Here is a 24088-nt window from a genome sequence, read left to right on the forward strand (position 1 = left end):
TCCGGAGGGGCGTCATGAAAGGTTTGTCCTGGTTGGGCTGGGCCGCACTCGCGGTACTGGCCGCATTCTGTATCGGCACCATCGCACTGCATCGCGGCGAGACCATCAGCGCGATGTGGCTGGTGGTGGCGGCGGTGTCGGTGTTCACCATCGCCTACCGTTTCTACGGCCTGTACATCTCGCGCAATGCGCTGATGATCGACCCGTCGCGGGCAACGCCGGCCTGGCGCCGCAACGACGGCCTCGACTACGTCCCGACCGAGAAGAGCGTGGTGTTCGGCCACCACTTCGCCGCGATCGCCGGTGCCGGCCCCCTGGTCGGCCCGGTACTGGCCGCGCAGATGGGCTACCTGCCTGGCACACTGTGGATCCTGTTCGGTGTGGTCCTCGCCGGCGCCGTGCAGGACATGCTGATCCTGTTCTTCTCCACGCGCCGTGATGGCCGTTCGCTGGGCGAGATGATCCGCGCCGAGATGGGCCCGGCCGCGGGCGTGATCTCGATGATCGGCATCCTGATGATCATGGTGATCCTGCTGGCGGTGCTGGCGCTGGTGGTGGTCAAGGCGCTGGCGGAAAGCCCGTGGGGCACCTTCACCGTGGCGATGACGATTCCGATCGCGATCCTGATGGGCCTGTACCTGCGCTATTTCCGCCCGGGCCGCATCCTCGAGGTCTCGGTCATCGGCTTCGTCTTGCTGCTGCTGGCCATCTGGGGCGGTGGCCTGGTCGCCGCGCACCCGACCTGGGGCCCACTGTTCCACCTCAAGGGCACCACGCTGGCGTGGCTGATGATCGCCTACGGCTTCGTCGCCTCGGTGCTGCCGGTGTGGTTCCTGCTGGCACCGCGCGACTACCTGTCGACCTTCCTCAAGATCGGCACGGTGCTGATCCTGGCGCTGGCCATCGTGATCGCCATGCCGGACCTGCAGATGCCGGCGTTGACCAAGTTCGTCGACGGCACCGGCCCGGTGTTCTCGGGCAAGTTGTTCCCGTTCCTGTTCATCACCATCGCCTGTGGCGCGGTCTCTGGTTTCCACGCGCTGATCTCCTCGGGCACCACGCCGAAGATGATCTCCAACGAGCGTGATCTGCCGCTGGTCGGCTACGGCGGCATGCTGATGGAAGCCTTCGTCGCGATCATGGCGCTGATCGCCGCCTGCGTGCTGCAGCCCGGCGTGTACTTCGCCATGAACGCCCCCGCCGCGCTGATCGGCACCACCGCCGAATCCGCGGCTGCGGCGATCTCCAGCTGGGGCTTCGTGCTCACGCCGGAGGTGTTGACCGCGACGGCCAAGGAGATCGGCGAGAGCAGCATCCTCTCGCGCACCGGCGGTGCACCGACGCTGGCGGTGGGCATGGCGCAGATCCTGCACGGGCTGATCCCGGGCGAAGGCATGATGGCGTTCTGGTACCACTACGCGATCCTGTTCGAAGCGCTGTTCATCCTCACCACGGTCGACGCCGGCACGCGCGTGGCGCGCTTCATGATCCAGGAGCTGGCTGGCCTGGTCTACGAGCCGTTCAAGCACACCGAAAGCTGGGTCAGCAACATCGTCTGCACGCTGATCGCGGTGTCGCTGTGGGGCTACTTCCTCTACCAGGGCGTGGTCGACCCGCTCGGCGGCATCAACACGCTGTGGCCGCTGTTCGGCATCGCCAACCAGATGCTGGCCGGCATCGCGCTGGTGTTCTGCAGCGTGGTGATGGTGAAGATGAAGCGGGAGAAGTTCCTGTGGATCCCGCTGATCCCGACCGCGTGGCTGCTGATCTGCACGCTCACCGCGGGCTGGCAGAAGCTGTTCCACCCGGACCCGAAGATCGGCTTCATCGCCAACGCCCGCAAGTTCGCCGATGCCGCCGCGCGTGGCGAGGTGCTGGCGCCGGCCAAGTCGATGGACGACATGTCGCGCGTGATCTTCAACAACTACCTCGACGCCGGCCTGTGCGCGCTGTTCGTGGCGGTGGTGGTGGCGACGGTGTTCTTCGGCCTGCGCGCGGCATTCGCAGCGCGCCGCAGCCAGGCGCCGACGGCGAAGGAGAGCGACTATGTCGCGCTGGACGCCGTTGCCCGCTGACGGCGACATGGTGACGGCAGGGACGACGACGCGCGTGGTGCGCGTCGTCGTCGGCCTGCTCGCGACCTGGTGGCGTGCGAGCGCCCGGACCGCACGCCTGGCGATCGGCATTCCCGACTACGACAACTACGCCGAGCATATCCGCCGCAATCATCCCGAACGCACGCCGATGACCCGCGATGAATTCTTCCGCGAGCGCATGGACGCGCGCTACGGCAAGGGCCGCTCGCGCTGCTGCTGACATGACCGCACCCCGTGTGGCGCTCAAACGAAAGGGCGGAGCCAATGGCCCCGCCCTTTCGTTTTATCCGGCACGGCCGCGTTACTGGCCGATGTGCTGCTTGAGCCAGCCGTTGACAGTGTCGTGCCACTGCACGGAGTTCTGCGGCTTGAGCACCCAGTGGTTCTCGTCCGGGAAGTACAGGAACTTCGACTCGATGCCCTGGCGCTGCAGCGCGGTGAACGCACCGATGCCCTGCTCGACCGGAATGCGGAAATCGAGCTGGCCATGGATCACCAGCATCGGCACACGCCAGTCCTTGACGTGGTTGACCGGGTTGAATTTCTCGTAGTTCGCAGGCTTGGCGAACGGTGTACTGCCCTGCTCCCATTCGGTGAACCACAGCTCCTCGGTCGCGTAACCCATCATGCGCTGGTCGAACACGCCGTCGTGGTTGACCAGGCACTTCCAGGGTTGGTTCCAGTTGCCGGCGATCCAGTTGACCATGAAACCGCCGTAGCTCGCGCCCAATGCGCAGGCCTTGTCGCCGTTGAGGAAGCTGTACTGCTTCTGCGCCGCGGCCCAGCCCTTCTGCAGGTCTTCCAGCGGGCGATCGCCCCAGTGCTGGCTGATCGCGTCGGTGAAGGCCTGGCCGTAGCCGGTCGAACCGTGGAAGTCGATCATCACCACCGCGTAGCCCTGACCGGCATAGGTCTGCGGATTCCAGCGATAGCTCCAGCCGTTGCCGAAGCTACCCTGCGGGCCGCCATGAATGAGGAAGGCGACCGGGTACTTCTTGCCTTCGACGTAGTTCCACGGCTTGACCACGTAGCCGTGCACGGTGTCGCCGTTCCAGCCCTTGAAGTTGAACTGTTCGAAGGTGCCGAAGCTCACGTCCTTCAGTGTCTCACCGGTGCTGGGAGTGATCGCGCGCTGCGGTGCGGTGGCATCGGCGCTGGTGGTGAACAACTGGTCGCCGCTGTTGAGCGTGTTGCGGGTGAAGGCCAGCGTCGGCCCGGCCAGGGCGATCGCCGATATGCTGCCGTCGCCGATCAGCTTGCTCGCCTTGCCGCTGGCGATGTCGATCGCGAACAGCGGGTGCTCGCCCAGGTCCGTGGCGGTGGTGTAGATCGTCTCGCCGTCTGCCGACAGGGTGATGCCGTCGGCGGATCGGTCCCACTGCGGCGCGATCTCGCGGCGCTGGCCGCTGACCAGGTCGAGCGCCATCAGCGCGAAGCGGTCGGCTTCGAAACCCGGGCGCTGCATGGCGCGGTAGTAGAGGGTCTTGCCGTCGGCGCTGAAAGTGGCGCCGGTGTCCCAGGCCGGGTTGGCGGCGGTGAGGTTCTTCGCCGCGCCGCTGCCGTCGGCATTGACCTGGTACAGGTCGAAGTTGGTCGAGGTCGGTTCCTTGGCGTCGGCGATGCGCGCGTTGAACACCAGGCTCTGCGAGTCCGGCGCCCAGGTGTACTCGCTGCTGTCGCCGAACGGCCTGGAGGGCACATCGCCGTTGACATCGCCGCTGACCAGCGTCGCACTGCTCACCGGTTTGTCGGCCAGCGTCGCGACGAACAGTCGGTTGAGGCGGCCGTCGTTCCACGCATCCCAGTGACGGATAAACATGCGGTCGAACACCACGCCGGTGTTCTTCTGCTCGCCGCGTGCGTCCACCTTCTTCTTGGCGCAGGCCAGGTCACTGGCGCAATCGGCGAAGGTTTCGGCATTGAACGCGATGCGCTTGCCATCCGGCGAGATCTGGTAGCCACCGACATCGGCCGCGAACGCGGTCACCTGCTTCGGCGTGCCGCCGCTGGCCGCGATCGCGTACAGCTGCGAGCTGCCCGACTTGCCGCTGAGGAAGTACACGGTCTTGCCGTCGGGCGAGAAGCTCGGCGAATTGACGTTCCAGCCCTCAGGCGTCAGGCGCTTCGGCGGCGCCGCATCGCGCGCGAACAGGTCCTCGATCCACAGCGACGTCGAACCCTTGTTGGCGGCCAGGTCGGCCACGCGCTTTGCAAATACGACACGGCGACCGTCCGGCGACAGTGCCGGCGAGGACACGCGGTCGAGCGTGGCGAGGTCGCGCACTTCGAAACCGCGTGCGGCGAATGCGGAAGTAGAGCCGCAGGCCAGCAGCAGGGCGAGCGGGAGGATGGCGTGGCGTGGCGTCATAGCGTGTTCTCGTTGTGCATGCGGGCGCACCTGTACACGGTCCGCTGGTGATTTCAGACCGTCATTCCCGCGTAGGCGGGAATGACGGCTGCTTGTTGGATCAGGCGTTGGGCTTGGCGGCTTCGGCCCCGCCGTTGCGCACGCTGCTGCGATACAGCAGCCAGCCGACGAAGGCGAGGATGGCCAGTCCCACCCACGGCCCCAGGTGCGTGCCCAGCGACAACACATCGGCGCGACCGGAGACGACGATCGGGACCGCGATCGCGATGCCGGTCAACGCTTCGCCGGTGATCAGACCGGCAGCGAACAGCGTGCCGGGACGATGCGCGCGGTCACGGTCGGTCTCGTCACTGTCCAGCGTCAGGCCGTGGCGGCGCTCGACGATGTAGGACAGCAGGCCGCCGAGGAAGATCGGCACCATCAGTTCCAGCGGCAGGTAGATGCCGATGGCCGCGGCCAGTACCGGCACGCGGAAGTGCGACTTGCGCGACTTGAGCCATTCGTCGAACGCGATGGTCAATGCGCCGATGACCGCACCGATGGCGATCATGCCCCACGGCAACTTGCCGCCGAACAGGCCCTTGGCAACCGAGGCCATCAGCGTCGCCTGCGGTGCGGACAGCGCGTTGGGGTGTTCCGCCGTCGGCGCACCGATGCCGTAAGCCTGCGCCAGCAGGTTCAGCACCGGCGCCATGATCAGCGCACACGAAAACGCACCGATGCCGAGCATCAGCTGCTGTTTCCACGGCGTCGCGCCGACGATGTAGCCGGCCTTGAGGTCCTGCAGGTTGTCGCCGCCGACCGCCGCCGCGCAGCACACCACCGCGCCGATCATGATCGCGGCGACCGGGCCAATGGCCGAGTCGCGACCGAGCAGCAGCATCAGCACCAGCGAGGCGAACAGGATGGTGGCGATGGTGATGCCCGACACCGGGTTGTTGGACGACCCGACCAGGCCGGCCAGGTACGCCGACACCGACACGAACAGGAAGCCGGCGACGATCATGATGATCGTCATCGTCAGGCTGATGCCCCAGCTGCCGACGATGGCGTGGTACAGCATCCACAGCGGCACCACGAAAGCGGCCAGCGCGACCAGCATCCACTTCATCGGCAGGTCGCGCTCGGTCTCGGCGACGGCCAGGCCGCCGCCCTTGCGCGCCGCGGCCAGGCCGCTCTTGATGCCCGAGGCCAGCGACTTGCGCAGCGAGAACAGCGTCCACATGCCGCCGATCAGCATCGCGCCCACGCCGAGGTAGCGGATCTTGGCCGACCAGATCGCGCCACCTGCATCGGCGGCGGACGCACCGGCGATCTGCGCGGCGAGCGCTGGATCGGAGTTGAGGAAGAACGCGTGGTAGATCGGAATCGCGAACTGCCACGACAGGATGCTGCCGGACACCACCACAATGCCGATGTTGAGGCCGACGATGTAACCCACGCCCAGCAGCGCCGGCGACAGGTTGGTGCCCATGTAGCCCAAGTACTTGCCGATCCAGCCCGAGGCCACGGCGTTGTCCGGGATCAGGCGCAGGCCGCTTTCGGCGGCGAGCTTGACCAGCGCGCCCAGCGAGGCCGCGACGCCGAGGATCTTCAGGCCCGGGCCGGGGTGTTCACCGGCCTTGAGCACTTCAGCCGCGGCCTTGCCTTCGGGGAACGGCAGCGGCTCCTCGACGATCATCGAGCGGCGCAGCGGCACCGAGAACAGCACGCCGAGCAGGCCACCCAGACCGGCAATGCCGACCACCCACCAGTATTTGAAGTCGGGCCAGTAGCCCATGATGATCAGCGCCGGGATCGTGAAGATCACGCCGGCGGCGATCGACGAACCGGCCGAGGCGCCGGTCTGGACGATGTTGTTCTCCAGGATCGAGCCGCCGCCGAGCAGGCGCAGCACGCCCATCGACACCACCGCCGCCGGGATGGCGGTGGCGATGGTCAGACCCGCGAACAGGCCCAGGTAGGCATTGGCGGCGGACAGGATCACCGCCAGCACGACGGCCAGCAGCACGGCACGGAAGGTCAATTGCGGCGTAGCGGGCGAAGCCATCGGCATCTCCAGGCGGAATCCAGCGGTCGCCGATGATCGCACCCGCCGGCGGCGCCTGTAAAAGCCGGCGGGCGAAATGACATGAAGAGGTAACAACCCGGCCGGGAAAGGTCACGGCGAAGAGAGGACCTTGAACGAGACAGCGCCTCGCCATTGGGCCAAAGCCCCGGCCGAAGCCCCCTGGTCGCTGGCTATACTCGCCCGTTCCCGTCCGGTAGCCGCCCGTGCCCGCCAGCCCCGCCCCGCCCGCCGTCGCGCGGGATCCGCGCGATGAGCTCTTCGGCCACCCCAAAGGCGTCTACGTCTGCTTCTTCACCGAGATGTGGGAGCGCTTCTCCTTCTACGGGATGAAGGCGTTGCTGCTGCTGTACCTGCTGCAGCACCACAAGTTCGGCGACCGCTCCGGCCTGGACGTGCTCGGTGCCTACGGTGGCCTGGTCTACTGCCTGCCGGTGGTCGGCGGGCTGCTGGCCGACCGCTTCCTCGGCATGCGCAAGGCGGTGGTCTTCGGCGGGCTGCTGCTGGTCTGCGGCCACGCCGGCATGGCGGTCGAAGGCCACGCCGCCAGCATCAGCCACGGCGTGGTGGCGCGCGACGAGGGCGCGTTGCGGGTGTTCTACCTCTCGCTGGCACTGATCATCCTCGGCGTGGGCTTCCTCAAGCCCAACATCTCCACCATCGTCGGCCGGCTGTACCCCGACAACGACCCGCGTCGCGACTCGGGGTTCTCGTTGTTCTATGCCGGCATCAACCTCGGCGCGCTGTTCGCGTCGCTGGTGTGCGGTTATCTCGGCCAGACGCTGGGCTGGAAGTGGGGCTTCGGTGCCGCCGGCATCGGCATGCTGCTCGGGCTGGCGCAGTTTCTGTGGGGGCAGAAGTACCTGCACGGCCACGCCGAACCCCCGGCCCCCACCCGCCTGCGCGAGCGCGTGTTCGGCCTGCCGCGCGAATGGGCGATCTACCTGGGTTCGCTGCTGGCGCTGGCTCCGATCGCGGCGTTGATGTGGGCCGTCGCCAATGGCCGCTTCGCCCTCGCCGGCGAGGTCTCGCTGGCCTTGCTGCTGATGCTGCTGGTGATGCTCGCGGTGCTGGCCTGGTTCGCCTGGTTCATCACGGCCCGCTGCACGCCGGTGCAGCGCCAGCAGATGCTGGCAATGATGGCGATGATCTTCATGGCCCTGGTGTTTTTCACCCTCTACGAGCAGACCTACGGTTCCTGGGTGACCTTCACCGACCGCATGCTGACCAAGGACGTGCTGCCGGCGCTGGTGATCCGCGATGGCACACCGTGGCCGTGGTCGACGGTGTCGCTGCTGCTGGCGCCGCTGGCGTTCGTCGCCTCGGCCGCGTTGTCGGACCGGCGCCCGGACTCACCGCTGCCGAAGCTGCTGTTCGCCGGCGCGATCGTGACGATGCTGGTGTTCCTGCTGCGCGACTGCGTGGTGCTACCGCAGACCGCCGGCTCGCTGACCTACCTGGGCGCATTGTTCCTGGTGCTGCTGGCACCGATGTTCAGCGGGCTGTGGGGCTGGCTCGACCGCCGTAACCTCGACCCCTCCAAGCCGGTCAAGTCGGCCTGGGGCCTGCTTTTCGCCGGGCTGAGCTTCATCCCGCTGGGCTGGGCCGCGCAGCAGGCCGGGGCGACCGGCACCTTGGCGAGCGTGTGGTGGCTGGTGCTCGCCTACCTGGTGCTGGAGATTGGCGAAATGTGCCTGTCGCCGGTCGGCCTGGCCGCCGTTACCCAGCTGTCGGTGAAGAGCGTGGTCAGCCTGATGATGGGCACCTGGTTCCTGGCCACGGCGTTCTCGGAAACGCTGGCGGCACTGTTCGGAAAACTGGCCGCGGTCGATATCCCCGAAGGCGCCACGCTCGATTTCGCCGACGCCGGCGGCAAGTACGCCGACCTGTTCTGGCTGATGATGTGGATGGGCATTGGCTGGGCGGTGCTGGCCTTCATCGCGGCGCCGGCGCTGAAGCGGATGATGCATGGAGTGAAGTAACAGGAGCCCAGTACCGCACTGCGGCCCGCACCTGACAGCGACGACGCCCGGTAGCGCCGTCAGTGCCAAGGCCTCGCCACTTGCTTCGTCACTTCGCCGCCGCCACGTCACCACCGCCTGTCGTCGCCACACGCCCGCCCAGGCTGCGCGAAAGGAACGCCAGCAAGCGGCTGTAGTACTCGCGCTGGTGCTCCTCGACATAGAAGCCATGGCCTTCGGTGTCGTAGTAGAGCGTTTCCACCGGCACGCTGGCCTTGCGCAGGGCTTTTTCCATGAGCTTCGAGTGCGCTATCGGCGCACGTTGATCCTCGCCGCCGGCCGCCAGGAACACCGGCACCTTGATCCGATCGGCCATGCGCGTGGGCGACACCTCGGCCAGTTGCTCGCGTGCACCGACCCACCGCTGCAGGTAGGTGCGGTTGGAACCGGAGCGCATCGCGTCTTCCTCATACATCAGCGGCAACTCGTACACGCCCACGTAGCCAGCCGCACACTTGTACAGGTCCGGTTCCTTGGCGACCCCAAGCAGCGCCGAGTAGCCACCGTAGCTGGCGCCGTAGATACAGACCCGCCCGGCATCGGCGATGCCTTGCTGGATCGCCCAACGCGTCGCATCGGTGACATCGTCCTGCATCTTGCCGCCCCACTCCCGGGCGCCGGCCTGCGTGAACGCACGTCCATACCCGGATGAGCCACGGAAGTTGATCTGCAGCACTGCATAACCCGCCGATGCGAGCAATTGCGGTTCATCGGAGAAACCCCAGTCGTCCCGAACGCCATACGGCCCGCCGTGGGGCATTACCACCATGGGCAGGTTCTTGCCATCCGAGCCAGGCGGCAGGGTGAGATACCCTTTCAGCGGCAAGCCATCGCGCGCCGTGAGCGCAATGGGGCGCATCCCGGCCATGGTCGCCGGATTGAACCAGTTGCGGCGACTGATCAGGTAATCGGCCTTCTTGGCAACCCCATCGAATACGAAGAAGTCGCCGGGATTGCGGTCGCCATAAGTTTCCACCAGGGACAGGTTGCCATCGGCGGTACTCGACGTGATGAAGGGAACATCCCCGCCGAACGCCGTTGCCAGGCTGCGGTAAAGCCGGGCCTCCGGCGAGGCATCATCGAAGAACGCCATGCGCGGCTTGCCGTCCATGAAGACCGCGCCGATCGGGACGGAACTGCCCGGCCTGTAGATGACGCGCGCCGGGTCCGAATCATCGTCGCGCAGAAGCTCCTTTCGCAGACCGGTGGCCACGTCCATCGCCACGATCGCATCGGGGCCGCTGGCCTGCTCCACCTGCAGGTACGCCACCTTGTCGTCGGCCGAGAACCCAAGCGCCAGCTCGATCCGGTCGCTGCGCGCTTCGTCGTTGATCAACTGCCACGAAGCTTCGTCGCTCTTGCGGTAGTACAGCTTGTTTATGCCATCGGCACCGAAACCACGGGCAAAACGCACGATCCCCTGGCTGTCAGTCGTGAACCGCGCATTGCGCACCGGCGCAAGTGTGATGGCGCTGCGATGGCCGGTGTACACATTGAGCCTCTCCACGCGCGCCAATGGGTCGGCGTTGAATGCCTCGACCGAAATGATCACGTTCTTGTCGTCGTCGGGCAGATCATCGATCAGGAACGCGGCGACCGCTTCCACCTTCTTCGGCTGGATCCGGGTATCGCCGCTGCGCCCCACCACGCGCTGGCCGATCAGGTTCTCGACCCGGCCACCGTCTGCGTCGATCGCATACAGCTCACCTGTCGGCATCGGCTCCTCGAGGTCGCCGATCTTGTAGGCCATGCTGATCAGCACGCGCTCCGGGTTCACCCACCAGAAGTCGACGATGTGCTGGTGCTTGCCGAACTCGACCGAGGCGGTGGCCGCCATGTCCGTACGGCGGCGGATGACCAGTGCGGTCCGGTCTTCCAGCGGAAGCGTTGCGGCGTGGTAGTCGCCAGCGGGTGAAATCTTGATCGTGCGGAACTGATCCTTCTTGACGAAGGCCTGTACGTCGAGTGCTGCGGCAGGTTGATCGGCAGCGACTGCCGTACCGACGGACAGCATGATGCCCAGCATCGCCAAGTGCCGAATGACCATCGAGATATCCCCTGGTTGGTTACGCCCCGGCCCAAGCCTAGCGCACCCAATCGCGGCAGGCACGGCGTACCCCCCCGTGGTTCTCAGCCGCTGCGGTCGCCCCGCAGGGTGGTCGCCAGGGCCTGCCGCCAGGTCGGCAGCGATATGGCGTACTCGTGCACGAGACGCGTCGTGTCCAGGACCGAGTAGGCCGGACGACGAGCGCGGGTCGGGTAGTCCGCGGTGGTGATCGGCACCACCCGCGGGGAATTCGCGATCAGGCCCTGCTCGGCGGCCTGTTCGAAGATGGCCTCGGCAAACCCATGCCAGTTCGTCTCGCCCTCGGCCACCAGATGACGCACTCCCGGCTCGACAATGCCCTGCTTGAGTATTGCGGCCGTCACGTCCGCAATCAGCCAGGCCGGGGTCGGCGAACCGCGCTGGTCGGCAACCACGCGCAACTCATCGCGCTGCGCGCCCAATCGCAGCATGGTGCGCAGGAAGTTGTGCCCGTGCAGGCCATAGACCCAGGCGGTGCGCAGGATCAGGTGCCGTGCGCCGCTGCAGGCGATGGCCTCCTCGCCGGCGCGCTTGCTTTGGCCGTAGACGCCCAGCGGATCGGTCGGATCGTTCTCGCGGTACGGGCGAGTGCCGCAACCGTCGAACACGTAGTCCGTCGAGTAATGCACCAATGGGATATCCAACGCGGCGCAGGCCTGCGCCAGTCGTTCGGGAGCGCGCGCGTTGACGGCAAATGCCGCTTCGGGTTCGTCCTCGGCGCGGTCGACGGCGGTGTAGGCAGCGGCGTTCACCACCGCGTCCGGACGAAGACGCTCCACCAAAGGCACGATGGCGTCGAGATCCGACAGGTCCAGGCGTTCGCACGCGCGGCCATCGTCCAACTGGCCCGACCGCGTCGTCGCGATCACCTCACCAAGCGACGCCAACGCGTGCAGCAGTGCGTCGCCGACCTGGCCGTTGCCGCCGATCAGCAGGATCTTCATGTGGTGCAGATCGGCAACCGGTCTTCGGCAACCTCGTCCAGCAATGGTGCCCGGGCATCCTTGTCAGACAACACCGGCGTGCTCACCGGCCAGTCTATGGCCAGGCGTGGGTCGTCCCAACGGATGCTGGCATCGGCCTGCGCGTCATACGTGGCCGTGCAAAGGTAAGTGAACACCGCACGCTCGCTCAGAACCACGAAGCCGTGCGCAAACCCTTCCGGTATCCACATCTGGCGCTTGTTCTCCGCGTTCAGCAGGGCCGCGGCCCAACGGCCGAAAGTCGGCGAACCGCGGCGGATATCGACCGCAACATCCCACACGTTGCCTTCAATGACCGAAACGTACTTGCCCTGCGGCTTGGGCCATTGATAGTGCAAGCCACGCAAGACGCCGCGACTCGACGAGGACACATTGCCCTGAACGAAAGTTTGAGCAAGCCCGTGTGCGGCCAACTTGTCGTGGTTGAACGATTCGTAAAAAAAACCACGCGCATCACCGTGCACACGGGGTTCGATCACCACACAACCGGGCAATCCGGTGTCTATCAGTTTCACGGAACGAAGCCCCGCTGGGTCAGGCCAAGCAGGTACTGTCCGTAGCCATTCTTCGCCAACGGCCTGGCCAGGTCCGCAAGCTGCTGGTCATCGATCCAGCCGTTGCTCCAGGCGATTTCCTCTGGACAGCAGACCCTCAACCCCTGACGGGCTTCGATGGTCTCGATGTAGTTGGACGCCTCCAACAACGACTGATGGGTACCGGTATCCAGCCAGGCGTAGCCGCGACCGAGTTGTTCGAGTTGCAACGAGCCTTCTTCCAGATAGCAGCGGCTCAGGTCGGTGATTTCGAGTTCGCCCCGTGGCGACGGCTTGAGCCGCGAGGCGAACTCGCTGGCGCGGCCGTCATAGAAATACAGGCCGGTGACTGCATAGTTCGAGCGCGGCGCGGAGGGCTTCTCCTCCAGACCGATCACTCGCCCCTGCGCATCGAATTCGGCGACGCCGTAACGCTCCGGGTCGCGCACCCAATACCCGAACACGGTCGCCCCCTGCTCCTGGGCACTGGCGCGCTTGAGCATCGCGGTCAGCCCCGGGCCGTGGAAGATGTTGTCGCCAAGCACCAGGCAACTGGGCTGGCCGGCAACGAAATCCTCGCCGATCAGATAGGCCTGCGCCAGCCCGTCGGGGCTCGGCTGTACGGCATACTCGATCTTCATGCCCCACTGCGAGCCATCGCCCAGCAGGTTCTTGAACAGAATCTGCTCGTGTGGCGTATTGATGATCAGCACTTCGCGTATCCGCGCCAGCATCAACACGCTGAGCGGGTAATAGATCATCGGCTTGTCGTACACCGGCAACAGCTGCTTGCTGATTGCCTGCGTGATCGGATACAGCCGGGTACCTGAACCACCGGCGAGCACGATCCCTTTGCGACTCATGCGAATGCCTCTCGAAAAGATGTCGCCGCCGATCGCTGCCGCTTCACGCCGTCGCACCGATGCGTTCGAGGCGATAGCTGCCGTCCAGCACACGCCGCACCCACGGTTGGTGGTCGAGGTACCAGCTCACGGTCAGCGCGATGCCTTGCTCGAAGCTCACCTGCGGCGTCCAGCCAAGCTCGTTTTTCAGCTTGGAGGCATCGATCGCATAGCGACGATCATGGCCGGGGCGGTCCTTCACGAAGGTGATCAGGGATTCACGCGCATGTCCGCCGGACAGCGGCAAGCGCTCATCCAGCAGGCGGCAGATCGCCGTGACCACGGCAAGGTTCTGCCGTTCGGCATCGCCACCCACGTTGTAGGTCTCGCCGGGACGACCGGCGTCAAGCACGCATCGGATAGCGGCGCAGTGATCGCCGACGAACAGCCAGTCACGCACGTTGCGGCCATCGCCGTACACGGGCAGCGACTCCCCGGCAACGGCCTTGGCGATCACCAGCGGGATGAGCTTCTCGGGAAACTGATACGGCCCGTAATTGTTAGAGCAGTTGGTGGTCACCACCGGCAGGCCGTAGGTGTGGTGGAAGGCGCGGACCAGATGGTCGGAGGCCGCCTTCGAGGCCGAATACGGCGAATTCGGTGCGTACGGGGTCAGTTCGGTGAACTTTCCGGTGTCACCGAGCGAACCATAGACCTCATCGGTCGACACGTGCAGGAAGCGGAACTCAGCACGGCCAACCTCGTCCAGCGATCGCCAATAATCACGACTGCGTTCAAGCAGGTTCAGCGTGCCGACCACGTTGGTCTGCACGAAGGCAGCCGGCCCATCGATGGAGCGATCAACATGGCTCTCGGCCGCGAAGTTGATCACCGCATCAGGGCGGTGCTCACGCAGCAGGCGCTCGATCAGCGCCGCATCGCCGATGTCCCCCTGCACGAACACGTGATTTGATTCGCCCTGAATCGAGCTCAGTGTGTCTAGATTTCCCGCATAGGTCAGTGCATCGAGATTGATTACCCGAACACCTTGCCTTACAGCATCCAGCACGAAATTACCGCCGATAAATCCGGCGCCGCCAGTCACAAGCCAAGTTCGCACTCAGGGGGCTCCTGATAAGTCGGTAGACAAGTCTGATGTACCAACGATCAGAACGGAATATCGTCGTCGGCAAAGTCATCGGCGAAGTCGTTCGCCTTGGCCGGCGGGGCTTCGCGGCGCGGGGCGTGCCCCTGACCGGAACCTTCCTGGCGGGACGGCGCGCGCGCCGGGCGCTCGCTGCGGTCGCCGGCGCTGCCGCCGCGGAACTCGCCGCGTCCGGCACCAGCACCGCCGCCGCCCTCACCGCGACCGCCGAGCATCTGCATCTCGTCGGCGATGATGTCGGTGGAGTAGCGTTCGACACCGTCCTGGCCGGTGTACTTGTCGTAGCGGATCGAGCCCTCGACGTAGACCTGGCTGCCCTTGCGCAGGTACTCGCCGGCGATCTCGCCGAGCTTGCCGAAGAAGGTCACCCGGTGCCACTCGGTGCGCTCCTGGGTGTTGCCTTCGCGGTCCTTGCGCACGCTGGTCGTGGCCAGGCTGGCCTTGGTCACCGCCATGCCGCCCTGGGTGTATTTGGTTTCGGGGTCGTTGCCGAGGTTGCCGACCAGGATGACCTTGTTGATGCCGCGTGCCATGGGTATGCGTGTCCTTCTCTGTGTCGCCGGGGCTGGCGACCGACAGTGCAGTATACCCGGCGCCTCGGGACCATCAGAACGGCCCGCGTCGGCCTGTCGGGCTTTCCTGAATCCATCGGAACGGCCGTACAGGCCCCGTATAATTCGCTTCCCCACTGAACCGGCCTGATCATGGATTCGAGCGCCCCGACCCTGCCCGTCCCCGACCTGGGCACGATCCAGTCCCTGGCCCGGGAGGACATGACGGCGGTCGACGCCCTGATCCGGCGACGACTGGCCTCGGACGTGGTGCTGATCAACCAGGTCGCCGAGTACATCGTCGGCGCCGGCGGCAAGCGGCTGCGGCCGATGCTGCTGTTGCTCGCGGCCGGGGCATTGGGCCACCGTGGCCCGGACGCGCACCAGTTGGCGGCCGTGATCGAGTTCATCCACACCGCCACCCTGCTCCACGACGACGTGGTCGACGAATCCGACCTGCGCCGTGGCCGCAAGACCGCCAATGCGGTCTGGGGCAACGCCGCCAGCGTGCTGGTCGGCGACTTCCTGTACTCGCGCAGCTTTCAATTGATGGTCGAACTGGAGCGCATGGCGGTGATGCAGATCCTCGCCGACACCACCAACCAGATCGCCGAAGGCGAGGTGCTGCAGCTGCTGCACGTGCGCAATCCGGACACCGACGAGGCCGCCTACCTGCGTGTGATCGAGCGCAAGACCGCGGTGCTGTTCGCCGCCGCGACGCGACTGGGGGCACTGCTGTCCGGCGCGGATACGGCCACCTGCGACGCGCTGCACGAGTACGGTCTCAACCTCGGCTACGCGTTCCAGATCGCCGACGACGTGCTCGACTACGCCTCCGACGCGCAGACGCTGGGCAAGAACCTCGGCGATGACCTGGCCGAAGGCAAGGCGACGCTGCCGCTGATCCATGCGATCGCGCACAGCGATGAAGTGACGCGGGCGCGGCTGCGTGCGGCCATTGAGCACGGCGATACCGGCGCGATGCCGGACGTGCTGGCTGCGATCCACGCCACCAGCGGCCTCGACTACAGCCGACGACGCGCCGGCGAATACGCCCAGACCGCCGAACGCGCGCTCGACGGCCTCGAAGACAACGACTACACCCTGGCGCTGCGCGGCCTGGCCCGCTACGCGGTCAACCGCGATCATTGAATCGATGCGATGACGTCGATGCGATCGGGCTGATCGCATCGACCATGCCACGTCACTGCCCGGCGAAACGCTCCCGGAAGAAATCGTGCAGCATCTCGAACGCACGCTTTGAGGCGCGCGCATCGTAACGGCAGTTGTTGGCCGCATCGGTATTGGCGTCTTCTTCCTGGGTGAAGCAGTGGCGCGCGCCGCTGAAGTTGACGAACTGCCAGTCGGCCGCGGCGGCGTCCATCTCTTTTTCGAACGCCACAATCTGCGCCTGCGTCACCGAGGTGTCGGCGGCGCCGTTGAGCACCAGCACCGAGGCGCTGACCTGGTTGCCCGCGGTCGGCAGGTACGTCTCCAGTCCGCCGTGCACGCTGACCACGCCGGCCAGGTCGGCGCCGGACCGGGCCAGTTCGAGCACCGCTGAACCGCCGAAACAGAACCCGAATGCACCCAGCCTGTCCGCATCCAGCGGCGCGGTCGCCGCCTGTGCCTTCAAGGCTGTCAGTGCCGCATCGGTGCGCTTGCGCAAGATGACGCCGCCGTCGGCGTAGGTCTTCATGACCTGCGCCTTGGCCTCGGTCTTGTCCCTGGGACGCACGCCGTGACCGTAGACATCGGCCACCAGCACGACGTAATCGTCGCCGGCTACCTGCTTGGCGCGTGCGATGGAGAGGTCGGTCACGCCCATCCAGTTCGGCACCATCACCAGGCCGGGGCGCTTGATCGTGTTGACGTCATCGTAGACGAGCACGCCACTGAACCTGTCTTCCCCGAGCTTCCATTCGACCGGCCTGGCCTGCATCGCAGCCAAAGCGGGACCGGCGCACAACAGCAATGCAATCGCAGCAACGACGCGGGCCATGACGCTTACTCCTCGATGGGCGGTGCGAGCCTACTCCGCGGTGGCGATGCAGGCGTGAATTACCGGAGTGTGTCCGAAGGCATGGCTCAGGCGATGCCCAGACCCGGAATGCCGCTGATCGTATCCGGATCGAAACCGGCCAGCTGCGCGAAATGGCGGCCACGGGCGACATAGTCGCGGTAGACGCCGAAGCTCGGTGCACCCGGCGACAGCAAGACCACGCCGTCACCACCCAATGCGGCCCGGGCTTGCGCCATGGCGTCGGCCAGGTCGGTCGCCTCGCTCAAGCCGAATCCGACCTGCGCAGCCACCGGTGCCAGCAGCGCATGGATGCGCGGGCCATTCTGGGAAGGCACGCCATGGCCCATCGTGACCACCGCCATCGGCGCGTGTTCGCGCATGGCCGCGGCAAAGTCTTCCCACGGCAGGCCGCGGTCGTGGCCGCCGATCAGGATCGCGACGCGGCGCCCGGCGAAGCAGTCGAGCGCGGCCAGGCTGGCGTGCGGGGTGGTGCTGATCGAATCGTTGACGTAGTCGATGCCATCGCGCGTGCCCAGCCTCTGCAACCGGTGCGGCAGCGGCCGGAACGAGGCCGCGTGCGACGCCAGCGATACCGCATCCAGGCCCAGGGCCTCGATCGCGGTCAGCACCGCGCACAGGTTGCCGCGGTTGTGACGGCCGGGCAGCGGCAAGGCCCGCGTGTCCATGACGAATTCGTCGCCGCGGTACAGCGCGTCCTCGCGCAGGTGCCAGCCATCGGCACGGCCGAACCAGTGCACCTGGCTGTCGGGCAGCACCAGCGCGGCCAGGCGCGGATCGTTGGCGTTGAGCACGGCCATGCGCGGCCTGGCTTGCGTCAGCAGGCGCAGCTTGTCCTCGACATAGCGCTCGTGCGAGCCGTGCCAATCGAGGTGCTCGGGAAATACGTTGAGCGCGATCGCGAGCTCCGGCCGCACGCCACTGACCGCGACATCACCGGTCTGGTAACTCGACAGCTCGATCACCCAGAACTCCGGCACCGGCTGCACGGGCAGCTCCAGCAACGGCAGGCCGATGTTGCCGGCCAGTGCGGTGACATGACCACCGGCACGCAGCAGGTGCGCGAGCAGCGCGGTGGTGGTGCTCTTGCCCTTGGTGCCGGTCACGCAGACCGTGTGCGCGGCGATGCCATCGGCATCGGCATGTCCGGCAAACCACAGCGCGGTGCCGCCGATGAAACGCGTGCCCTGCGCGGCTGCGGCGACGGCCTCAGCGCGGTACGGGCTGATGCCGGGCGACTTCACCACCACGTCGAACGCGGCCAGGCGCTCGGCCGTGGCCGCGGTTTCGACCGTCAACCCCGCATCGCCGAGCGCGCGGGCCTCGGTGGCCTCGTCGTCGGAGCAGAACACGGTCAGCGCCAGCGCCGGCAGGCGCGCGCGGATCGCGTGGTAGGCGGCGCGGCCTTCGCGGCCCCAGCCCCACAGCGCGACCCGCTGTCCGTCAAGCTGCGAAATATGCACGCAGACGGCCCCATAGCGCCGGCGGAATCCGCTGTTCGTCGTCGATGACCAGCAACGGTTCGATGCGCAATTCGTCCACGCCCAACTGCGGCCGGATCTCGTGGGCGAAGCGCTCGACCAGCGCGTCCTCGCGCCATTCCGGACGCTCGCTCAGCGCGGCCAGCGCCGCGCGCGACTCGTGGCCTTCGCCGACGCATTCGAACGGCTTGTGGTCCTGGAACTCGAGCAGCGCATCGTAGCCGGCGGTCTGTGCCGGGTCGTCGAGCAGATTGCGGCCGAAGATGCCGACCAGGCGCGGCTTCGGCATGAACGGCGCCAGCGCCAGGAACACGAAATGGCACTTCGGGCAGACGCCGCACCAGCGGTTGGCCGGGCGTTCGCCACGGATGTGGAAGTTGCGATTGCAGCTGCTGAAATGCGCGTCGTAGCGGTCGCACCTGGCGAACAGCCGCGCCACCGCCAACTCGCTGAGCGGGCGCAGCAGCGAGTAGTAATGCAGGTCGGCGGCGATCTCGCGCTGCACGTACTCGCCAAAGGCCTGCTCGCACGCCCAGCCCTTCGACCACTGGTGGTTCACCTCGCCGGTGCCCTCGATCATGCTGCCGTAGCTGGCCGAGCGCTCGTTGGAGAACACCACCTGATCGACGCCGAGCAGCAGCGCGGTGAACACCATGATCGCCGAGTTCAGCACGGTGACCGGGATGTGGCCGTTCCACGCGCCTTCGCGGTTGTAGTCGAACAGCTGCGGCGCCAGCGCGCGGCCAATGTTGAGCGTCGGCAGGCCGGTGCGTTCGGCGCAGGCGCGGATCAGCTGCGAGCCACCGATCCAGGTCACGGTCTGTTCGACCCCGAGCGCACGCAGCGCCTCGATGCTGACCAGCGAATCCTTGCCGCCGCCGATCGCGACCAGTGCGTGCTCACGCAGGCCCAACGCCGGCGCAGGCGCGGCCGCCACCTCGGTATGCGGGAAGCGGATCTTGCCGTGCAGATTCAGACCATTGCGGTAGGCAAACTCACCCAGGCCGTTGACGTAGATCAACTCCAGCAACGCCGCGGTGTCGGCATCGATGGTGTAGCTGTCGATGCGGATCTCTTCTGGCACGGCGGCCTTGTAGTAGCTGACGCCGGTGATCAGATGCAGCAGCCGCAGCGCGCGTTCGGCCGCGGCCGCGCGTGCGTCGTCGAGAACGAATGGCGCGCCCGGCACAGTCACCGTCTCGATCAACTCGGGGCCATCATCGAACGCGTACACCAGCTGCGCGACACCGGTCTGCGCGTCGAAGCCACAACGCACGAAGCGGAACGCGCGGATCGCGTCGCGGTTGAATTTCCACTCACTCATTCAATAACGTCCTCGACCGGCAGGGCCCGCAGGTTGTAGGAATTGGCCATCGCCATGCCGTAGGCGCCGGCATCGGCGACCAGCATCACGTCGCCCTCGTCGGTCGCCAACGGCAGGCTGCGGCCGCGGCCGAGCACGTCGCTGCTCTCGCAGACCGGCCCGACCACGTCGAACGCCGCCGTGGCTTCGTCATCGAGACGGCTGAGGTTGACGATGCCGTGGTAGGCCTCGTACATCGCCGGCCGCATCAGCGCGTTCATGCCGGCGTCGCAGCCGATGCGGCGCACGCCGTCCTTCTCGACCGTCTGCGTGACCGACAGCAGCAGCACGCCGCTTTCGGCGACCAGGAAGCGGCCCGGCTCGATCACCAGACCGTAGCGCGGGTACGCCGCCTTGATTTCATCGAGCCCACCGCGCCACAGCGCCAGATCGAATTCCGGCGCTTCCGGCGTGTACGGGATCGGCAGGCCGCCGCCGATGTCGATGGTCTCGATGGTGCCGACGTTGTCGGCCAGGCCGGCCAGGTGCGCGTACACGCCGCGCCAGTGCTGCGGGTCCTCGATGCCGCTGCCCAGGTGCGCGTGCAGGCCGCTGATGCGCACGCCGAGCTTGCGTGCCTCGTCGATGAAGGCGTCGAAGCGCGTCATCGGCAGGCCGAACTTGGCGGCGACGCCGCCGGTGCGCACCTTCTCGTGGTGGCCTTCGCCGTGGCCCAGGTCGATGCGCAGCCAGATCGTGCGACCGCGGAACACCTCCGGCCAGCGCTGCAGCGCCTCGATGTTGTCGAGGGTGACGATGATGCCGCGCGCGAACGCCGCCTCGTACTCGCGGCGCGGGGCGAAGCTGGGCGTGAACAGCACGCGGTTCGGATCGAGGTCCGGCAACGATGCGAATACGTGGTCGAACTCGCCCTGCGACACGCACTCCAGGCCGAAACCTTCACCAACGAGGGCCTTGAGGATGGCCGGATGCGGGTTGGCCTTGATCGCGTAGAAGCAGCGATCGACCGCTGTCGATGCGCTCAACGAGCGCGCGCGCGCTCGCACCGTCGCCAGGTCGTAGACGTAGCGCGGCGTGCCGTGCTGCGCCGATGCGAGCAAAGGCTCGCGCTTGCCGATCCACCAGGCGGGCGTGCGCTGCGGCTTGCCATGGGCGATCTCGCGCCAGCTCGGCCCGAACACGGTGTCGTCGCGCACCGGCATCGCGCGGCTGCGGATCAGTTCCGCGTGCAGGTGCGGCAGCAGGCCATCGGCGTCGGCCTCGTCGATGACGAAGGTCAGGTTGAGGTCATTGGACGACTGCGAGATCAGGTGCACGCGCTCGCGCCCGAACGTCGCCCAGATGTCGCTGAGGCGATACAGCAGCGAACGCATGCCACGGCCGACCAGGGTGATCGCCGCGCACGGTGCGATCACCTTGACCCGGCAGATTTCAGACAGATCCGCCGACAGCGCCTCCAGCACGTTGGTGGTGACCAGGTTCTCGCTCGGATCGAGCGAGACGGTGACGTTGGTTTCCGACGAGCCGATCAGGTCGATCGACAGGCCGTGGCGCTTGAAGCGCTCGAACACGTCGGCGAGGAAGCCGACCTGCTGCCACATGCCGATGCTTTCCATCGACACCAGCACGATGCCGTTGCGACGGCTGATCGCCTTGACCCCGGGCACCGTCGCCGCGGTCGCGTCGATGCGCGTGCCGGGCAGGTCCGGGCGCTCGGTGTCGAGGATCGCCATGGCCACGCCGGCATCGCGGCACGGCGCGATCGAGCGCGGGTGCAGCACCTTGGCACCGGTGGTGGCGATTTCCTGCGCCTCGGCGTAGTGCAGGCGCGTCAGCAGGCGCGCATCGGGCACCTCGCGCGGGTTGGCGCTGAACATGCCGGGCACGTCGGTCCATATCTCGACGCGCTGCGCCTTGAGCAAGGCACCGAAGTACGCGGCCGAGGTGTCCGAGCCGCCGCGGCCAAGGATCGCGGTGCCGCCGTCGTCGTGACGGGCGATGAAGCCCTGGGTGATCAGCATGCGCGTGGGCTGCTGGGCGAAACGCGCGCCGAAGTCGGCATCGGGCTCGCGCTTGCAGTTCACCGACAGGCGCTGCGCCCAGGCGCTGGCGTTGGGCAGCGAGACCGCGTCGAGCCAGCCACGGGCATCGCACCAGCCGAAATCGTGGCCTTGAGAACGCAGGTAGGCGGCGCCGAGCGTCGACGACAGCAACTCGCCCTGCGCCAGCACCTCAGCCTGCCAGTCGAGCGTGCGCTGGCCAGCACGCGCGTCGAAGGCCAACGCCTGCAGCGCCGCCAGACGCTCACCCAGCACGGCATCGGGATCGAGATCGAGTTCGACGCAGAACGTGCGGTGGCGCTCGACCAGTGCGGTGATGCGCGCAGCGATGCCGTCGTCGGCACCGATCGGCGCGTTTGCGATCGCCTGCAACTCGTTGGTAACGCCCGACAGGGCCGACACCACCACCAGCACGCGCACGCCATCATCGGCCATGCGTTTTCCGGCGAGGCGTCCGATGGTGTCCCAACGGTTCCGGCGTGACACCGAGGTGCCGCCGAACTTGAGTACTACCCAGCGATTCGCTTCCGCCACCGCAACTGACCTCTTGATGATTGGGTTGATGGGTTGATTACGTCTGCAACCGTCCGGGCACCCGGACCGGACAGCACCTAGAATGTCGCGCCTGCCCGCCGGGCAGGAAAGCTCGCGGCAAAGATCGCGATTCTAGTCGAATAACCCCTTCGGACCCCCACCCGGATGACGCTGCGCCGCTACCTGCAACTGGATGTATTCGCCGACCGGCCCGGCGCCGGCAATCCGCTGGCCGTGGTGCTGGACGCAGACGGCCTCGACGACGCACAGATGCAGGCCATCGCCCGCTGGACCCGGCTGCCGGAGACCACCTTCGTGTTCCCGCCGACCGCGCCCGGTGCCAGCTACCGCATCCGCATGTTCAGCCCGCGCCGCGAGGTGCCGTTCGCCGGCCACCCCAGCGTCGGCACCGCACATGTGGTGCTCGAGGCCGGGCTCGCCCGCCCTGACAACGACGGCCTGCTGGTCCAGGAGGGCATCGCCGGCCTGCTGCCGCTGCACGTGGTCGGTGAGGGCCGCACCCGCACGATCGCGGTACGCACGCCGCGGGCGCGGGCGGTCGAGACGACCACCCCCGACGACCCTCGCCTGCGCGCCGCGTTGCGCGGCCTGGCATTGGGCGCGCTGCCGCCGGTGCTGATGGACGGCGGCCGCCGCTGGTGGCTGGCGGAGCTGGCCGACGAGGCCACGCTGCGCACCGCAGCCCCGGACTGGGACGCCGTCGCCGCGCTCGCCGAGGCCACCGAGACCATGGGCCTGTTCGTCTACGCCCGCAGCGCGGACCCGGTGTACTACTACGCCGTGCGCGCCTTCGTCGGTGCGCCGGCCCGCTTCGAGGACGCCGCGTCCGGCGCCGCCAATGCCACGCTGGCGGCGTGGCTGGCCTCCCAGGGCGCGTTGCCGCAGGGCGACGCCTGTCCCGAACCTGGCCGAAAGGGCCACTACCGCGTCAGCCAGGGCCGCGAGGTCGGCCACGACGCCATCATCGATCTGCAGGTCGACGAGCACGGCGACGTCTGGTCGGGCGGCCGGGTCTGCAACGTGGTGCACGGGCAGATCGACTGGCCCGATTGACGGCCGCGCACGCGGCCGTACTCGATCACTACGTCAGCGTTGAAACGCGAAGGCGCCGTTCGGCCCCTTCGCGCTGCTGCAAGGCGTCCGGGCTTATTCCGGCCGCACGTCCACCCGCACGCGGATGCGGTCGCCGGGGTGGTAATTGGTGCGCGTGGTGTAGCTGCGGCCGGCGTATTCGTAGGTGACGTCGTAGGCGTTGACCGCGCCATCGACGAGTGAGCCGTTGCCCGCCGGCACCGGGTCGCAGACCCGCACCGTGCCGACGCGGTCGCGCTGGCGCTGGTTCTGCTCGTAGATCTGGCGGCCAGCCAAGCCGCCGACCATCGAGCCGATCGCCGAGGTCGCGTAACGCGCACTGCCACCGCCGACCTGGCTGCCGACGGCGGCGCCGACGACGCCGCCGATGACGGTGGCGATGGTGCGCCCGCTCTCGCTGCCCGTGCTGCGGCGGTAGCCACCATACGGGTCGTAGCCGCCGTCATTGCGGCGGTAGTACCCGTCGTTGTCGCCGTTGTAATAGCCGTCGTTGCCGTTGACGTAGGTCGGGCGCTCGTAGCAGCGCTGCTGGCTGCCCGCACCGTGATTGCCGGCGCCGTACGAGTCGAACACCGGGTCGACCCGCAAGACGCGGGCATAGTCGTACTGGCCGCCGCTGCTCTGGCCGTAACGGTCCGGATAGGACTGGTCGTAGCGTCCCGACGAGCCGTAGGTGGACTGCGCCGAAGCCGCACCGGCGGTGGCCGACAGCGCGAGCGCAAGGGTGGTGACGAGCAGGCGGTTCATCGATGGCTCCCACGCCACAGTGGCGTGCGCGGATCGTCGGGCCGTCGGGGTCAACCGAGGCTGAATCCGGCTCAT

18 protein-coding genes are annotated in these 24088 nt (G+C 67.1%); 5 read left to right on the forward strand and 13 right to left on the reverse strand.

The window, feature by feature from the left end; translation table 11 throughout:
• The first annotated feature begins 14 nt into the window (after window positions 1-14).
• Entirely contained in the window at window positions 15-2075 is a 2061-nt protein-coding gene (locus ACFOLC_RS03860) for a carbon starvation CstA family protein (protein WP_386757671.1), read from the forward strand.
• The gene (locus ACFOLC_RS03865) at window positions 2047-2316 is read left to right on the forward strand and encodes a YbdD/YjiX family protein (protein WP_449284287.1); all 270 of its coding nucleotides are present in this window, start codon (window positions 2047-2049) and stop codon (window positions 2314-2316) included. The genes ACFOLC_RS03860 and ACFOLC_RS03865 overlap by 29 nt, the downstream gene beginning before the upstream one ends.
• 81 nt (window positions 2317-2397) lie before the next feature.
• Here the strand turns inward: ACFOLC_RS03865 and ACFOLC_RS03870 are convergent, their stop codons facing one another.
• Window positions 2398-4464, reverse strand: coding sequence for a prolyl oligopeptidase family serine peptidase (locus ACFOLC_RS03870; RefSeq protein ID WP_386757673.1), 2067 nt, complete (start codon window positions 4462-4464; stop codon window positions 2398-2400).
• 100 nt (window positions 4465-4564) lie between these two features.
• The gene (locus ACFOLC_RS03875) at window positions 4565-6514 is read right to left on the reverse strand and encodes an OPT family oligopeptide transporter (protein WP_386757675.1); all 1950 of its coding nucleotides are present in this window, start codon (window positions 6512-6514) and stop codon (window positions 4565-4567) included.
• A 224-nt stretch (window positions 6515-6738) separates the two neighbouring features.
• Here ACFOLC_RS03875 and ACFOLC_RS03880 point away from each other — a divergent pair, with 224 nt between their 5' ends.
• Complete coding sequence (locus ACFOLC_RS03880; protein ID WP_386757677.1) at window positions 6739-8514, forward strand: peptide MFS transporter; 1776 nt, start codon at window positions 6739-6741, stop codon at window positions 8512-8514.
• Window positions 8515-8602: 88 nt separating this feature from the next.
• Here ACFOLC_RS03880 and ACFOLC_RS03885 read toward each other — a convergent pair whose 3' ends face one another.
• The 6 genes from ACFOLC_RS03885 to ssb form a co-directional block, all read right to left on the reverse strand.
• Complete coding sequence (locus tag ACFOLC_RS03885; RefSeq protein ID WP_386757679.1) at window positions 8603-10579, reverse strand: alpha/beta hydrolase family protein; 1977 nt, start codon at window positions 10577-10579, stop codon at window positions 8603-8605.
• A gap of 104 nt (window positions 10580-10683) precedes the next feature.
• Window positions 10684-11583, reverse strand: coding sequence for a dTDP-4-dehydrorhamnose reductase (gene rfbD / locus ACFOLC_RS03890; RefSeq protein ID WP_386757681.1), 900 nt, complete (start codon window positions 11581-11583; stop codon window positions 10684-10686).
• Window positions 11580-12137, reverse strand: a complete 558-nt coding sequence (gene rfbC / locus ACFOLC_RS03895; protein WP_386757683.1) for a dTDP-4-dehydrorhamnose 3,5-epimerase — start codon at window positions 12135-12137, stop codon at window positions 11580-11582. Before rfbC ends, rfbD begins: the two co-directional genes overlap by 4 nt.
• Window positions 12134-13018, reverse strand: a complete 885-nt coding sequence (gene rfbA, locus ACFOLC_RS03900) for a glucose-1-phosphate thymidylyltransferase RfbA (protein ID WP_386757685.1) — start codon at window positions 13016-13018, stop codon at window positions 12134-12136. Before rfbA ends, rfbC begins: the two co-directional genes overlap by 4 nt.
• 43 nt (window positions 13019-13061) lie before the next feature.
• A complete protein-coding gene (gene rfbB, locus ACFOLC_RS03905) occupies window positions 13062-14117 on the reverse strand; it encodes a dTDP-glucose 4,6-dehydratase (protein WP_386757687.1) in 1056 nt (351 codons plus the stop codon).
• Between the two features lie 47 nt (window positions 14118-14164).
• Window positions 14165-14695, reverse strand: coding sequence for a single-stranded DNA-binding protein (gene ssb / locus ACFOLC_RS03910; RefSeq protein ID WP_386757689.1), 531 nt, complete (start codon window positions 14693-14695; stop codon window positions 14165-14167).
• A gap of 171 nt (window positions 14696-14866) precedes the next feature.
• Between ssb and ACFOLC_RS03915 the strand changes: the two genes are divergently transcribed.
• Entirely contained in the window at window positions 14867-15865 is a 999-nt protein-coding gene (locus ACFOLC_RS03915; RefSeq protein ID WP_386757691.1) for a polyprenyl synthetase family protein, read from the forward strand.
• Window positions 15866-15917: 52 nt separating this feature from the next.
• Here the strand turns inward: ACFOLC_RS03915 and ACFOLC_RS03920 are convergent, their stop codons facing one another.
• The 4 genes from ACFOLC_RS03920 to ACFOLC_RS03935 form a co-directional block, all read right to left on the reverse strand.
• A complete protein-coding gene (locus ACFOLC_RS03920; protein ID WP_386757693.1) occupies window positions 15918-16715 on the reverse strand; it encodes a dienelactone hydrolase family protein in 798 nt (265 codons plus the stop codon).
• An 86-nt stretch (window positions 16716-16801) separates the two neighbouring features.
• Entirely contained in the window at window positions 16802-18217 is a 1416-nt protein-coding gene (gene murD, locus ACFOLC_RS03925; protein ID WP_386757695.1) for a UDP-N-acetylmuramoyl-L-alanine--D-glutamate ligase, read from the reverse strand.
• Entirely contained in the window at window positions 18198-19559 is a 1362-nt protein-coding gene (murL, locus tag ACFOLC_RS03930) for a UDP-N-acetyl-alpha-D-muramoyl-L-alanyl-L-glutamate epimerase (RefSeq protein ID WP_386757698.1), read from the reverse strand. The genes murD and murL overlap by 20 nt, the downstream gene beginning before the upstream one ends.
• Entirely contained in the window at window positions 19556-22153 is a 2598-nt protein-coding gene (locus ACFOLC_RS03935) for a bifunctional aspartate kinase/diaminopimelate decarboxylase (protein ID WP_386757700.1), read from the reverse strand. The genes murL and ACFOLC_RS03935 overlap by 4 nt, the downstream gene beginning before the upstream one ends.
• A 165-nt stretch (window positions 22154-22318) precedes the next feature.
• Between ACFOLC_RS03935 and ACFOLC_RS03940 the strand changes: the two genes are divergently transcribed.
• Window positions 22319-23227 carry a PhzF family phenazine biosynthesis protein gene (locus tag ACFOLC_RS03940; protein ID WP_386757702.1) on the forward strand — a complete coding sequence of 303 codons (909 nt, stop codon included), beginning with the start codon at window positions 22319-22321 and terminating at the stop codon, window positions 23225-23227.
• Between the two features lie 93 nt (window positions 23228-23320).
• Here the strand turns inward: ACFOLC_RS03940 and ACFOLC_RS03945 are convergent, their stop codons facing one another.
• Window positions 23321-24013 (reverse strand): glycine zipper 2TM domain-containing protein, encoded by a 693-nt coding sequence (locus tag ACFOLC_RS03945; RefSeq protein ID WP_386757704.1) that lies wholly within the window; start codon window positions 24011-24013, stop codon window positions 23321-23323.
• Window positions 24014-24088 lie beyond the last annotated feature (75 nt).

It is taken from the genome of Lysobacter cavernae, assembly GCF_042648505.1.
GTDB classification, from domain to species: domain Bacteria; phylum Pseudomonadota; class Gammaproteobacteria; order Xanthomonadales; family Xanthomonadaceae; genus Lysobacter_L; species Lysobacter_L cavernae.